Source organism: Streptomyces sp. URMC 124 (assembly GCF_051386455.1).
Classification (GTDB): domain Bacteria; phylum Actinomycetota; class Actinomycetes; order Streptomycetales; family Streptomycetaceae; genus Streptomyces.
The window spans coordinates 48721-65133 of record NZ_JBPQTS010000013.1; the positions used below are offsets into that span (position 1 = coordinate 48721).

General features: G+C 75.0%; 1 protein-coding gene. It reads left to right on the forward strand.

All coding sequences use genetic code 11. From position 1 onward, the window contains the following. Positions 1-2: 2 nt before the first annotated feature. Positions 3-16413 (forward strand): type I polyketide synthase (locus ACSNOG_RS04640; RefSeq protein WP_436751219.1); only part of this gene is annotated, 16411 nt, incomplete at its 3' end.

Here is a 16413-nt window from a genome sequence, read left to right on the forward strand (position 1 = left end):
CAATGTCGAACGACGACAAGCTCAGGGATTACCTCAAGCGCGTGATGGTGGACCTGCGCCACACCCGCAGGCAGCTGGGTGAGCTGGAGGCGAAGGACACCGAGCCCATCGCCATCGTGGGAATGGCCTGCCGCTACCCCGGCGGGGTCGGCTCCCCCGAGGACCTGTGGCAGCTGGTCTCCACCGGCGGCGACGGCGTGACCGGGTTCCCCGAGGACCGCGGCTGGGACCTGGACGCGATCTACGACCCCGACCCCGCGCGGACGGGCCGCACGTACGTCCGCGAGGGCGGCTTCCTCCACGACGCCGCCGAGTTCGACCCCGCGTTCTTCGGGATCTCCCCCCGCGAAGCCCTGGTCATGGACCCCCAGCAGCGGCTGCTCCTGCAGACCTCCTGGGAGGCCTTCGAACGCGCGGGCATCGACCCCGCCACCGCACGCGGCACCCGGGCCGGGGTGTTCGTCGGCACCAACGGCCAGGACCACGCCTACCTCCAGCGGGAGGGCGACGGCGACATCGAGGCCCACCTCGTCACCGCGAACACCGCCGCCGTGGTCTCCGGCCGCATCTCGTACGCCCTCGGCCTCGAAGGCCCCGCCGTCACCGTCGACACGGCCTGCTCCTCCTCGCTCGTGGCCCTCCACCTGGCCGCACAGGCGCTGCGCCGGGGCGAGTGCTCGCTCGCCCTGGCCGGCGGCGTGACCGTGATGGCCACGCCGAACACGTTCATCGCGTTCAGCGCGCAGCGCGGCCTGTCGCCCGACGGCCGCTGCCGCGCGTTCTCCTCGACCGCCGACGGCACGGGCATGTCCGAAGGTGTCGGCGTGCTCCTGCTGGAGCGGCTGTCGGACGCCCGTCGGCTCGGCCACGACGTCCTCGCCGTCATCCGCGGCAGCGCCGTCAACCAGGACGGCGCCTCGAACGGCCTCACGGCCCCCAACGGCCCGTCGCAGGTGCGCGTGATCCAGCAGGCGCTGGAGAACGCGCGGCTGACCGCGTCCCAGATCGACGCCGTCGAGGCGCACGGCACGGCCACCACGCTCGGCGACCCGATCGAGGCCGACGCGCTCCTTGCCACCTACGGCCAGGAGCACTCCGGGGACCAGCCGCTGTGGCTGGGGTCCGTCAAGTCCAACATCGGTCACACGCAGGCGGCTTCCGGCGTCGCCGGTGTGATCAAGATGGTGATGGCCATCCGCAACGGCGTGCTGCCGCAGACGCTGCACGTCGACGAGCCGACCACCCAGGTCGACTGGTCGGCCGGCGGCGTCAGGCTGCTGACCGAGGCCGTCCGGTGGCCCGAGTCGGACCACCCGCGCCGGGCAGCCGTGTCGTCCTTCGGCGTCAGCGGCACCAACGCCCACACGATCATCGAGCAGGCCCCGGCCCTCGACGAGGAGCCCGCACAGCAAGCTCGGCCTGCCGGCGAGCCCGCCGCAGCCCCCGCCGCCGGAGTGCTGCCGTGGGTGCTCTCGGCCAAGAGCGACGCGGCGCTGCGGGCCCAGGCCGAGCGCCTGCTCTCCTTCCTGGAGAGCGGCCCCGGCCGGTCGCCCGCCGACGTCGGCTTCTCCCTCGCCACGACGCGCTCCGCCTGGGACCGGCGGGCGGCCGTCGTCGGTGAGAGCCTGGAGGAACTCACCGAAGGCGTACGGGCCCTGGCATCGGGCACCCCGTCCGCGGCCGTGGTCCGCAGCGGCACCCGCCTCACGGACAGGACCGGGTTCCTGTTCTCCGGCCAGGGCTCGCAGCGGGCCGGCATGGGGCGCGAACTCTACGCCGCCTTCCCGGCCTTCGCCGCCGCCTACGACGAGATACGCGCCCACCTCGACGTCACGCTCGACGCCGACGCGGAGCAGCTCGACCGGACCGGGTGCACCCAGCCGGCGCTCTTCGCCATCGAGGTGGCGCTGTTCCGGCTCCTGGAGTCCTGGGGTGTGCGGCCGGACTACGTGGCGGGTCACTCGGTGGGCGAGATCGCGGCCGCTCATGTGGCGGGCGTGCTCTCCCTCGAGGACGCGGCGAAGCTGGTGTCGGCGCGTGCGGCGCTGATGCAGGCGCTGCCCGGCGGCGGTGCGATGGTGGCGGTCCAGGCGACCGAGGACGAGGTGCTGCCGCACCTGGCCGACGGGGTCGGCATCGCGGCGGTCAACGGCCCGCGGTCCGTGGTGATCTCCGGCGTGCAGGACGCGGTCACCGCGATCGCCGAGGTCTTCGCCCAGCAGGGCCGGAAGACGTCCCGCCTGAAGGTCAGCCACGCGTTCCACTCGCCGCTGATGGACCCGATGCTGGAGGACTTCGCCGACGTCGTTCGCGGTCTCACCTTCGGCGAGCCGCGGATCCCGGTCGTCTCCAACCTCACCGGCCGCCTGGCCGAGCCCTACACGCCCGAGTACTGGGTCCGGCACGTCCGCGAAGCCGTCCGCTTCGCCGACGGCATCCGCACCCTCCACGAGCTGGGCGTCACCACGTTCGTGGAGATCGGCCCCGGCGGTGTCCTGAGCGGTATGACGCAGGGCTGCCTGGACGAGGCCGTCACCGTCCCGCTGCTGCGCGCCGGCCGCCCCGAGCCGCAGGCCGTCGTCAGCGCGCTCGCCGAACTGCACGTCCACGGCGTCTCCCCGGACTGGCGGGCGCTGTTCCCCGGCGCCCGGCGCGTCGATCTGCCCACGTACGCCTTCCAGCAGCAGCGCTACTGGCTCGACGCCCCCGAGGCCGAGGCGGCCGTCGTGGACGCGGCCGACGCGGTCGACGCCGAGTTCTGGGCGAGCGTGGAGCGCGAGGACGCCCAGTCCCTCGCCGCCACCCTGGGGCTGAGCGCCGAGGAACTGGACGTCGTGGTCCCGAAGCTGTCCGCCTGGCGGCGGCAGCGGCGTGAGCAGTCCGTCGTCGACGGCTGGCGCTACCGGCTGACCTGGCAGCCGCTGACCGGCCTGTCGGCCGGCGACCTCTCCGGCACCACCTGGCTGTTCGCCGCGCCCGAGGGCGACGAGTGGGCCGAGACGGTCCGATCGGCCCTCGCCGGACGCGGCGCACACCTGATCCCGCTGACCGTCGGCGCGGACGCCGACCGCGAGTCCCTGGCCGGTGACCTGACCCGGGCCGCGGCCGAAAACGGCCCCGTCGACGGCATCCTGTCGCTGCTCGCGACCGACGAGAGCACCTCACCGGAGCACCCGGAGCTCTCTCGGGGCCTCGCACGAACCGTGACCCTGGCCCAGGCGCTGGGCGACGCGGGCATCGAGGCACCGCTGTGGTGCGCCACCAGCGGCGCCGTGGCCACCGGCCGCTCGGACGACGCGCCCCTGAGCGCGGTGCAGCACCAGCTGTGGGGCCTCGGCCGCGCCCTGGCCCTGGAGCACGCGCGGCGCTGGGGCGGCCTGATCGACCTGCCCACGGCGCTCGACGAGCGCGCCGCAGGCCGTATCGCCGCCGTGCTGAACCAGAGCGCCGGCGCCGCGGAGGACCAGGTCGCCGTCCGCGCCTCCGGCGTGTTCACCGCCCGGCTCACCCACGCCCGCAGCGGCGCCGGCCGGCCTTGGACGGCCCGTGGCACCGTGCTGGTCACGGGTGGTACGGGTGCGCTGGGCGGGCACGTGGCCCGCTGGCTCGCCGGTGCGGGCGCCGAGCACCTGGTGCTCGCGGGCCGCCGCGGCGCCGACGCGCCCGGCGCGGCCGGACTCCGGGCCGAACTGGAGGAGCTGGGAGCACGCGTCACCCTCGCCGCCTGCGACGTCGCCGACCGCGACGCCGTGGCGGCGCTGCTGGCCGAGCACCCCGTCACCTCCGTCTTCCACGCCGCGGGCGCGGAGCAGTTCGGCGCCTTCGACGAGCTGACCCCGGCCGACTTCGCCCGCACGCTCGCGGCGAAGGCCCGCGGCGCCGCACACCTGGACGAACTGCTGGGCGACCGGGAGCTGGACGCCTTCGTCCTCTTCTCCTCGATCGCCGGCGTGTGGGGCAGCGGCATGCAGACCGCCTACGCCGCCGCCAACGCCTTCCTCGACGGTCTCGCCGCCCGGCGCAGGGCGAAGGGCCTGACCGCCACCGCGATCGCCTGGGGCCCCTGGGCCGACGGCGGCATGGTCACCGACGCCGACGAGGAGCACCTGCGCCGCCGCGGCGTCGTCACCCTGCCCGCGGCCCTCGCGGTGACCGCGGTCCAGCGCGCCCTCGACTGCGACGACACCGCGGCCGTCGTGGCCGACATCGACTGGGAGCGGTTCATCGGACCGTTCACCCTCGGCCGCCCGAGCGCCCTGCTGTCCGAGCTGCCCGAGGTGCGCCGCGCCGGGACGGCCGCACCGGCGGCCGACGCCGCCACGGGCGCCGCACCCCTGGCCGCCCGGCTCGCCGCACTCCCCGAGGCCCGGCGCACGGAGACCCTGATCGACCTCGTCCGCGCCCACGTCGCGGCCGTCCTGGGCCACTCCTCGGCCGCAGAGGTCGAGCCCGACCGGGCGTTCAAGGACCTCGGCTTCGACTCCCTGACCGCCGTCGAACTCCGCAACAAGGTCAACGCGGCGACCGGCCTCGCCCTGCCTCCCACCCTCGTCTTCGACCACCCCAACTCCAGGGCCCTCGCCCGCTTCCTCCAGGACGAGCTGCTCGGCTCCCGGGCCGACGCGCCGCACGAGCAGCAGCACGCGCCCGCCGCCGACGACGAGCCCATCGCGATCGTGGCGATGAGCTGCCACCTGCCCGGCGGCGTCGACTCGCCCGAGGCCCTGTGGGACCTCGTGGCGTCCGGCGGCGACGCCATCTCGGAATTCCCGGCCGACCGCGGCTGGGACGTCGACGCCCTCTACGACCCCGACCCCGACCGGCCCGGCACCACCTACGCCCGCGACGGCGGCTTCCTCTACGACGCCACCGCATTCGACGCCGGCTTCTTCGGGATCTCGCCGCGCGAGGCGCTGGCCATGGACCCGCAGCAGCGGCTGCTGCTGGAAACCTCGTGGGAGGCCTTCGAACGGGCCGGGATCACCCCCGCCCAGCTGCGCGGCAGCCGGACCGGCGTCTTCGTCGGCATGGCCTACCAGGGCTACGGAGCCGATGTGCGCCGGACGCCGGAAGGCGTGGAAGGACACCGGCTCGTCGGCGGCGCCTCCAGCGTCGTCTCCGGCCGGGTGGCCTACACCTTCGGCCTCGAAGGACCGGCCGTCACCATCGACACGGCCTGCTCGTCGTCGCTCGTCGCCCTCCACCTGGCCGTCCAGTCGCTGCGCAGCGGCGAGTGCACCATGGCCCTGGCCGGCGGTGTGACGGTCATGGCCAGCCCCAACGTCTTCGTGGAGTTCAGCCGCCAGCGCGGCCTGTCGCCCGACGGCCGCTGCAGGGCGTTCGGCGCGGACGCGGACGGCACCGGCTGGTCAGAGGGCGTGGGCGTGGTGCTCGTCGAGCGCCTGTCCGACGCCGTACGCAACGGCCACCAGGTCCTCGCGGTGGTGCGCGGCAGCGCCGTCAACCAGGACGGTGCGTCCAACGGTCTGACCGCCCCGAACGGCCCGGCGCAGCAGCGCGTGATCCGGCAGGCGCTGACCTCGGCCGGCCTCGCGCCGGCCGACGTCGACGCGGTGGAGGCGCACGGCACGGGCACGACGCTGGGCGACCCGATCGAGGCGCAGGCGCTGCTCGCGACGTACGGTCAGGACCGCGCGGGGGACCGGCCGCTGTGGCTGGGCTCGCTGAAGTCCAACATCGGCCACACGCAGGCCGCCGCGGGCGTGGCCGGCATCATCAAGATGGTCATGGCGATGCGGCACGGTGTGCTGCCGCGGACGCTGCACGCGGACGAGCCGACGCCGCACGTGGACTGGTCCGCGGGTGAGGTGCGGCTGCTGACCGAGGCCGTCGACTGGCCGGAGTCGGACCGTCCGCGCCGCGCCGCGATCTCGTCGTTCGGCGTCAGCGGCACCAACGCCCACACCATCATCGAACAAGCCCCCGCAGTAGCCGAGCCGGCCCCTACCCCCGACTCCGGCGCCGTCGTGCCGTGGGTGCTCTCCGGCAAGGGCGAGGCGGCGCTGCGCGCCCAAGCGGCCCGCCTGGCCGCCCACCTCGACGCGACGGACGGCTGGACGGCCTCGGACGTCGGCCTCTCCCTGGCCTCCCGCGAGACGTTCGAGGACCGTGCGGTGCTCCTGGCGCAGGGCCCGGACGAGTTCCGGCAGGCACTCGCCGCGCTCGCGGCCGGTGAGCCGGCGGCGAACGTGACGCTGGGGCGCGCCCGGTCCGAGGGCAAGCTCGGATTCCTGTTCTCGGGTCAGGGCTCGCAGCGTCTCGGCATGGGGCGGGAGCTGTACGCGGCGTTCCCCGTCTTCGCCGATGCGTACGACGAGGTGTGCGCGCGCCTGGACGCGCCCGTCGACGTCGACACGGAGGAACTGCACCGGACCGGGTCGACGCAGCCCGCGCTCTTCGCCGTCGAGGTGGCGCTGTTCCGCCTCCTCGCGTCCTGGGGGATCCGTCCCGACTACGTGGCCGGTCACTCCGTGGGCGAGATCGCGGCCGCGCACGTGGCGGGTGTGCTGTCGCTCGACGACGCGGCGAAGCTGGTGTCGGCGCGTGCGGCGCTGATGCAGGCGCTGCCCGGCGGCGGTGCGATGGTGGCGGTCCAGGCGACCGAGGACGAGGTGCTGCCGCACCTGGCCGACGGGGTCGGCATCGCGGCGGTCAACGGCCCGCGGTCCGTGGTGATCTCCGGCGTGGAGGACGCGGTCACGGCGATCGCCGAGGTGTTCGAGCAGCAGGGCCGTAAGACGTCCCGCTTGAAGGTCAGCCATGCCTTCCACTCGCCGCTGATGGACCCGATGCTGGAGGAGTTCGCGCAGGTCGTCCGCGGCCTGACGTTCAACGAGCCGCAGCTCCCCGTGGTCTCCAACCTGACCGGCCGTCTCGCCGAGCCGTACACCCCGGAGTACTGGGTCCGGCACGTCCGCGAGGCCGTCCGCTTCGCCGACGGCATCCGCACCCTCGGCGACCTGGGTGTGACGACCTTCGTCGAGATCGGCCCCGGCGGCGTCCTGAGCGCCCTGGCGCAGTCCTGCGCGGACGACGTGGCCGCCGTGCCCGTCCTGCGCGCCGACCGCCCCGAGCAGCAGGCCGTCACCGCCGCCCTCGCGGAACTGCACGTGCACGGCGTCTCCCCAAACTGGCAGGCGCTCTTCCCCGGTGCTCACCGCGTCCCGCTGCCCACCTACGCCTTCCAGCGCGAGCGCTTCTGGCTGGAGGGGGACGAGGCGGACCCGGCCGCTGCCACCGGCCACCCGGCCGACGAGGCGGCGGACTCCGGATTCTGGGACACCGTGGAGCGGGAGGACGCCGAGTCCCTCGCCACGGCCCTGGGCGTCGGCGCGGACGCCTCGCTGAGCGCGATCCTGCCCCGGCTGTCCGCGTGGCGCCGTCAGCGCCGCGAGCAGTCCGTGGTCGACGGCTGGCGCTACCGCGTCACCTGGAAGCCGCTCGGCACGCTCCCGGAGCCGACCGCATCCGGCGCTTGGCTGCTCGTCACGGCCGGGGACAGCGAGTGGACCGCCTCGGTCCGTACTGCGCTCGCCGAGCGCGGCCCGGAGCCGGTGACGCTCGTCGCCGGGCCCGGCACCGATCGCGTGGCCCTGGCCCGCGAGCTGGCCGCAGCCGGTCCGGTGGCCGGCGTGCTGTCGCTGCTCGCCGAGGACGAGAACGACTCGGCCGCGCACCCCGGCCTGTCGCACGGTCTCGCCGCGACGCTGTGCCTGGTGCAGGCGCTCGGCGACGCGGGCATCGACGCGCCGCTGTGGTGCGCCACGCGCGGCGCGGTGGCCACCGGCCGCTCCGACCGCGTGGACCGGCCGCTGCAGTCGCAGGTGTGGGGCTTCGGCCGGGCGGCGGCGCTGGAGTACCCGCAGCGCTGGGGAGGCCTGCTCGACCTCCCCGAGCTGCTGGACGCCCGCACCGCGGCCCGTATGGCCTCCGTCCTCGGCCAGGCGGCCGAGGACCAGGTGGCGGTCCGCGCCTCGGGCGTCTTCGGCCGCCGGCTCGTCCGGGCCGGCCGCGCCACCGAGGCCGCCCAGGGGTGGTCGCCGCGCGGCACGGTGCTGATCACCGGTGGTACCGGTGCGCTGGGCGGCCACGTCGCCCGCTGGCTCGCCGGCGCGGGCGCCGAGCACCTGGTGCTGACCGGCCGGCGCGGCCCCGCGGCGCCCGGCGCCGCCGAACTCGTCGCGGAACTGGAGGAACTCGGCGCGACCGCGACCGTCGTCGCCTGTGACGCGGCCGACCGCGACGCCCTGCGGGCGCTGCTGGCCGAGCACCCCGTCAACGCCGTCGTCCACGCCGCCGGCGTGGGCGACCACGCCATGATCGAGGACTCCGGGCCGGCCGCCTTCGCCGGCACGCTGGCGGCCAAGGCGGCGGGTGCCGCACACCTGGACGACCTGCTGGCCGGTCAGGAGCTCGACGCGTTCATCCTGTTCTCCTCGGGCGCCGGCATCTGGGGCGGCGCCGGGCAGGGCGCCTACGCGGCGGCCAACGCCTACCTGGACGCCCTCGCCGAGCACCGCCGGGCCCGCGGACGCACCGCGCTTGCCGTCTCCTGGGGCGGCTGGGCCGAGGGCGGCATGGCCGGCGTCGGCGACGGAGAGGAGATGCTGCGCCGTCGCGGACTGCCGCCCATGCGGCCCGCCCTCGCGATCTCCGCGCTCCAGCAGGCGCTCGCGGACGGTGAGACCACCCTGACCGTCGCGGACTTCGAGTGGGAGCGGTTCATCGGCCCGTTCACCGTCGCCCGCCCCAGCGCGCTGCTCTCCGACGTGCCCGAGGCACGCCGCGCCCTGGAGGCCCCGGCCTCCGGCGGTGCCGAGGCCGGCAACGCGCTCGCGGCGAAGCTGGCCGGACTGCCGGCCGGCGAGCAGGACCGTACGCTGGTGGACCTCGTCCGCACGCACGCGGCCGCCGTGCTCGGCCACGACGGCGCCGCGGCGGTGGAGCCCGACCGGGCGTTCAACGACCTCGGCTTCGACTCGCTCACCGCCGTCGACCTGCGCAACAAGCTCACGGCCGACACCGGCCTGAAGCTGCCCACCACGCTGGTCTTCGACTACCCCAACGCCACGGCCCTGGCCCGGTTCCTGCGCGCCGGACTCCTCGGTGCGCAGACGACCGCGCCGCAGGAGCAGCAGACGGCCGCCTCCGGCAACGAACCGATCGCGATCGTGGCGATGAGCTGCCGCCTCCCCGGAGGCGTCGGCTCGCCCGAGGACCTGTGGCAGCTCGTGCTGTCCGGCGGCGACGCGATCTCCGGCTTCCCCGAGGACCGCGGCTGGGACGTCGAGAACCTCTACGACCCCGACCCGGGCACCCCGGGCAAGACCTACGCGCGCGACGGCGGCTTCCTCTACGACGCGGGCGACTTCGACGCCGCACTGTTCGGGATCTCGCCGCGCGAGGCGCTCGCGATGGACCCGCAGCAGCGGCTGCTGCTGGAGGCCTCGTGGGAGGCCTTCGAGCGGGCGGGCATCGACCCGGCCTCCCTGAAGGGCAGCCGCACCGGCGTGTTCGTCGGCATGTCCTACCAGGGCTACGGCGCGGGTCTCGCACAGGTCCCCGAAGGCGTCGAGGGCCACCTGCTCACCGGCAGCGCCGCGAGCGTCGTCTCCGGGCGCGTGGCCTACTCGTTCGGCCTGGAAGGCCCGGCCGTCACCGTCGACACGGCGTGCTCGTCCTCGCTGGTCGCCCTGCACCTGGCCATCCAGTCGCTGCGCAACGGCGAGAGCACGATGGCCGTCGCGGGCGGTGTGAACGTCATGGCCGTACCGGCCGCGTTCGTGGAGTTCAGCCGGCAGCGCGGACTGTCCGCCGACGGCCGCTGCAAGGCGTTCGGCGCGGACGCGGACGGCACCGGCTGGGCGGAGGGCGTGGGCGTGGTGCTCGTCGAGCGCCTGTCCGACGCCGTGCGCAACGGCCACGAGGTCCTCGCGGTCGTGCGGGGCAGCGCGGTCAACCAGGACGGCGCGTCCAACGGCCTGACCGCGCCGAACGGGCCCGCGCAGCAGCGCGTCATCCGGCAGGCCCTGGCCTCCGCCGGGCTGACCGAGGCCGACGTCGACGCGGTGGAGGCGCACGGCACGGGCACCGCGCTGGGCGACCCCATCGAGGCGCAGGCGCTCCTCGCCACGTACGGGCAGGACCGCGCGGGGGACCGGCCGCTGTGGCTGGGCTCGCTCAAGTCCAACATCGGGCACGCCCAGGCGGCCTCCGGCGTCGCCGGCGTCATCAAGATGGTGATGGCGATGCGGCACGGCGTCCTTCCGCGGACGCTGCACGCCGACGAGCCCACCCCGCACGTCGACTGGTCGGCGGGCGCGATGCGGCTGCTGACCGAGGCCGTCGACTGGCCGGAGACAAACCGTCCGCGCCGCGCGGGCATCTCGTCCTTCGGCGTCAGCGGCACCAACGCCCACACCATCATCGAGCAGGCCCCGGCGGTCGCACCGGCCGTCGTCGCACCCGCCGAGGTCGCCTCGGCGACTGTGCCGTGGGTGCTGTCCGGCAAGTCCGAGGCCGCGCTGCGCGCCCAGGCCCAGCGCCTCCTGTCCCTCACCGCGGAGGACGCCGGGCCGTCCCCGGCCGACGTGGGCTTCTCGCTGGCCACGACGAGGGCCGCCCTGGAGCACCGCGCCGTCGTCGTCGCCGCCGACCGCGGCCGGTTCGCCCTGGGCCTGCGCGCCCTGGCCTCGGGCGCGCCCGCGCCCGGTGTCCTCCTCGGCCGCGCCGACGCCGGCCGGGTCGCGTTCCTCTTCTCCGGGCAGGGCTCGCAGCGGCCGGGCATGGGGCGGGAACTGTACGAGGCGTTCCCCGTCTTCGCCGAGGCCTACGACCAGGTGTGCGCCCACCTCGACCGGCATCTCGAGCGCCCCCTGCGCGACGTGGTCTTCGGCACGGACGGTCACGAGGGAGGCGGCGAGCTGCACCGCACCGCCTTCACCCAGCCCGCCCTCTTCGCGCACGAGGTCGCCGTCCACCGCCTGCTGGAGTCGTGGGGCGTCCGGCCCGACTACGTGGCCGGCCACTCGGTGGGCGAGATCGCGGCCGCCCACGTGGCCGGCGTCATGTCGCTGGAGGACGCGGCCACGCTGGTGACGGCCCGGGCCGCGCTGATGCAGGCGCTGCCGCCCGGTGGGGCGATGGTCGCCGTGCAGGCCGATGAGGCCGAGGTCCTGCCGCACCTCACCGACCGGGTGAGCATCGCGGCCGTCAACGGCCCGCAGGCGGTGGTGGTCTCCGGCGACGCGGACGAGGTCACGGCGATCGCCGAGGTCTTCGCCGCTCAGGGCCGCAAGACGTCCCGCCTGACGGTCAGCCACGCGTTCCACTCGCCCCTGATGGACCCGATGCTGGAGGACTTCGCCCGCGTCGTCGGCCGCCTGCGCTTCGACGAGCCGAAGATCCCGGTCGTCTCCGACGTGACCGGCGAACTCGTCGACGCGTACACGGCGGACTACTGGGTGCGCCACGTCCGCGAGGCCGTGCGCTTCGCCGACGGCGTCCGGACCCTGGGCGACCTGGGCGTCACCACGTTCGTGGAGGTGGGCCCCGGCAACGTGCTCAGCGGCATGGCCCAGGCCTGCCTGGACGGCGTGGTCACCGTTCCCGCCGTACGGGCCGGCAGCCCCGAGCCCGAGGCGATCACCGGCGCCGTGGCACAGCTCCACGCGCACGGCGTGCCCGTCGGCTGGCACGCGTTCTTCGCCGGCCGCGGTGCCCGCCGCACCGGCCTCCCGACCTACGCCTTCCAGCACCGGCGGTACTGGCTGGAGACCGTCGCGCCCGCCGCCGCCCCCGCGGGGACCGACGCCGTGGAGGCGGGCTTCTGGGAGACGGTGGAGCGCGAGGACGCCCAGTCCCTCGCCGCCGCCCTCGACCTGCCCGCCGAGCAGCTGGACGCGGTGCTGCCCCGGCTGTCCGCGTGGCGCCGGCAGCAGCGCCGGGAGTCCGCGGCGGAAGGCTGGTCCTACCGTACCGGCTGGAAGCCGCTGAACGGTCTCCGGACGCACGAACTGCCCGGCGACCGGCTGTTCCTGATCACCGAGGAGACCGCGTGGACCGCCGCCGTCGCCGCCGGGCTCACGGCCCGCGGCACCCGGCTGACCCCGGTCGTCGTCGACCCGGCCGGCGACCGCGGCACGCTGGCGCGCCGACTCCACGACGCCGTCCGGGAGACACCGGTCCACGGTGTGATCTCCCTGCTCGGCACCGACGAGCGGCCCCACCCCGAACACCCGGCCCTCACCGTCGGCACCGCGCTGACCCTCGCGCTCGTCCAGGCCCTGGGCGACGCCGGCATCGACGCCCCGCTGTGGGTCCTGACCAGGTCGGCGATGTCCACCGGCCGTTCCGACGCGCCGCCGAGCGCCGCCCAGAACGCCGTCTGGGGCCTCGGCAGGGTCGCCGCGCTGGAGCACGCACAGCGCTGGGGCGGACTGGCCGACCTCCCGGAGACGATCGACGACCGGGTCGCCGGCCGCCTCGCCGCGGTCCTCGGCCAGTCGGACGAGGACCAGGTCGCGATCCGCTCCCGCGGCGTGTTCGGCCGCAGGCTCTCCCACACCGCCGCCCGCCGGAACGACCGGGCCGGGCAGGGGTGGTCGCCGCGCGGCACGGTGCTGATCACCGGGGGTACGGGTGCGCTGGGCGGGCACGTCGCCCGCTGGCTCGCCGGCGCCGGTGCCGGGCACCTGGTGCTGGCCGGCCGCCGCGGCCCCGACGCCCCCGGCGCGGCCGCCCTCAAGGCCGAACTGGAGGCGGCAGGCGCCCGCGTGACCGTCGCCGCCTGCGACGTGGCCGACCGCGAGGCGCTGGCCGCACTGCTCGCCCGGCACCCGGTGAACGCCGTCGTCCACACGGCGGGCGTGGACCACCTGGAGCCGCTGGACGCCATGACGCCGGGCTCCTTCGCCGACGTGCTGGCCGCGAAGGCCGCCGGAGCCCTGCACCTCCACGACCTGCTCGCTGATCAGGAGCTGGACGCCTTCGTCCTCTTCTCCTCCATCGCCGGGGTGTGGGGCAGCGGCCACCAGGCCGCCTACGCCGCGGCCAACGCCCTGCTCGACGGGCTCGCCGAACGACGGCGCGCCCAGGGCCTGACCGCCACGGCCGTCGCCTGGGGCCCGTGGGCCGGCGGCGGCATGGCCGAGGGCGACGGCGCGGACGAACGCCTGCGCCGCCGCGGCCTGGTCCCGATGCCCGCAGCACTCGCGGTGGCCGGCCTCCGGCAGGCCCTCGACTCCGGCGAGCCGACCACGACCGTGGCCGACGTCGACTGGGAGCGGTTCCTGCCCCCGTTCACCATGGGCCGCCCGAGCGCCCTGCTCGGCGACCTCCCGGAGACCGAGCGGATCCTGACCGGCTCCGGCCCCGCCGGCGAACCCGGCACGACCACCGCCTCGCCGCTGGCCGCCCGCCTCGCCGGAATGCCCGAGAGCGAGCAGCAGACGCTGCTGGCCGAGCTCGTCCGCACCCACGCGGCGGCCGTCCTCGGCCACGGCGACGCCGGAGAGGTCGAAGCCGGCCGGGCCTTCAAGGACCTCGGCTTCGACTCCCTGACCGCCGTCGAACTGCGCAACAAGCTCAACGCCGAAACCGGCCTCGCCCTGCCGCCCACCCTCGTCTTCGACTACCCCAACGCCCAGGCACTGGCCCGGCAGCTGCACACCGAGCTCACCGGCCGCACCGCCGCGGCCGCCACCCCGGAGACGGCCACCGCCGCCGCCGAGGACGACGACCCCATCGCGATCGTCGGCATGGCGTGCCGCTACCCGGGCGGGGTGCGCTCGCCCGAGGACCTCTGGCAGCTCGTGGTCTCCGGCGGCGACGCCGTCGGCGACTTCCCGGCGGACCGCGGCTGGGACGTGGACGGCATCTACGACCCGGACCCGGACGCGTCCGGCAAGACGTACACCCGCCGCGGCGGATTCCTCTACGAGGCAGGCGAGTTCGACCCCGCCTTCTTCGGGATCAGCCCGCGCGAGGCCGTCGCCATGGACCCGCAGCAGCGCCTGCTGCTGGAGACCACATGGGAGACGTTCGAGCGGGCCGGCATCGACGCGGAAGCGGTGCGGGGAAGCCGCACCGGAGTCTTCGTCGGCTCCGGCTACCAGGACTACGCCGCCCAGGCGTTCCACGCGATCGACGACTCCGAGGGATTCTTCGGCACGGGCAACTCCGCGAGCATCATGTCCGGCCGCATCGCCTACACCCTCGGCCTGGAAGGACCGGCCGTCACCGTCGACACGGCGTGCTCGTCGTCGCTGGTCGCGCTGCACTGGGCGGTCCAGGCCCTGCGCAACGGCGAGTGCTCCATGGCCCTGGCCGGCGGCGTCATGGTGATGTCCACCCCGCGGGCCTTCGTGGAGTTCAGCCGCCAGCGCGGCCTGGCCGCCGACGGCCGCTGCAAGGCGTTCGGCGCCGGTGCCGACGGCACCGGCTGGGCCGAGGGGGTGGGCATGCTCCTGGTGGAGCGGCTCTCCGACGCCCGCCGCAACGGCCACCGGGTCCTGGCCGTCGTCCGCGGCAGCGCCATCAACCAGGACGGCGCCTCCAACGGCCTCACCGCCCCCAACGGCCCGGCGCAGCAGCGGGTCATCCGCCAGGCGCTCACCGCCTCCGGCCTCACGGCCGCCGACATCGACGCGGTGGAGGCCCACGGCACCGGCACCCGGCTCGGCGACCCGATCGAGGCGCAGGCCCTGCTCGCGACGTACGGGCAGGAGCGGCCCGAGGGCCGGCCGCTGTGGCTGGGGTCGCTGAAGTCCAACATCGGCCACGCCCAGGCCGCGGCGGGCGTCGGCGGCATCATCAAGATGGTCATGGCGATGCGCCACGGTGTCCTTCCGCAGACCCTGCACGTGGACGAGCCGACGCCGCACGTGGACTGGTCGGCCGGTGACGTCCGGCTGCTGACCGAAGCCGTGGACTGGCCCGAGTCGGACCGCCCGCGCCGTGCCGCGATCTCGTCGTTCGGCGTCAGCGGCACCAACGCCCACACCATCATCGAACAGGCCCCCGCCGTCGACGAGGAGCCCGCCGGCACGCAGGCCCCGGCCCTGCTGCCGTGGGTGCTCTCCGCCAAGAGCAGCGCGGCACTGCGCGACCAGGCGCGGAAGCTGCTGTCCTTCGTGGAGGACGGCATGTCACCCGCCGATGTCGGCCTCTCACTCGCCACCACCCGCAGCACCCTGCGCCACCGGGCGGCGGTCATCGGCGAGACCTGCGACGACTTCCGGCGCGGACTGGGCTACCTGGCCGCCGGAATGCCGTCACCCGCAGTCGTCCAGGGCCGGCCGGGAGGCAAGACAGGGTTCCTGTTCTCGGGACAGGGGTCACAACGCCTCGGTATGGGGCGTGAACTCTACGAGGCGTTCCCCGTCTTCGCCGATGCGTACGACGAGGTGTGCGCACGTCTGGACGCGCCGGTCGACGTCGATGCCGAGACCCTGCACCGGACCGGGTGCACCCAGCCGGCGCTCTTCGCCATTGAGGTGGCGCTGTTCCGGCTCCTGGAGTCCTGGGGTGTGCGGCCGGATTACGTGGCGGGTCACTCGGTGGGCGAGATCGCGGCCGCGCACGTGGCGGGTGTGCTGTCGCTTGAGGATGCGGCGAAGCTGGTGTCCGCCCGCGCCGCGCTCATGCAGGCCCTGCCCAGCGGCGGTGCGATGGTCGCCGTGCAGGCGACCGAGGACGAGGTGCTGCCGCACCTGGCCGACGGGGTCGGCATCGCGGCGGTCAACGGACCTCAGTCCGTGGTGATCTCCGGAGCCGAGGATGCCGTGCTGCAGATTGCCGAGGCCTTCACGCAGCAGGGCCGTAAGACGTCCCGCCTGAAGGTCAGTCACGCGTTCCATTCGCCGTTGATGGATCCGATGCTGGAGGACTTCGCCGAGGCCATCAGCGGCCTGACCTTCAATGAGCCGCGGATCCCGGTGGTCTCCAACCTCACCGGCCGCCTGGCCGAGCCCTACACGCCCGAGTACTGGGTCCACCACGTCCGCGAGGCCGTCCGCTTCGCCGACGGCATCCGCACCCTCCACGAGCTGGGTGTGACGACCTTCGTGGAGGTCGGGCCCGGCGGTGTCCTGAGCGGTATGGCGCAGGGCTGCCTGGACGAGGCCGTCACTGTCCCGCTGCTGCGTGCCGACCGCCCCGAGCGGCAGGCCCTCGTCACGGCCCTCGCGCAGCTGCACACGCACGGCGTCCGCGTGGACTGGAGCGCGTTCTTCTCCGGCGCGCGGAAGACCGACCTGCCGACGTACGCGTTCCAGCACGAGCGGTACTGGCTGGACGCACCGGAATCCGCTCCCGTCGCCGCCGAGGCGGCGGTGGACCCGGCGGACGCGGAGTTCTGGGAGACCGTGGAGCGCGAGGACCTGCAGGCCCTCG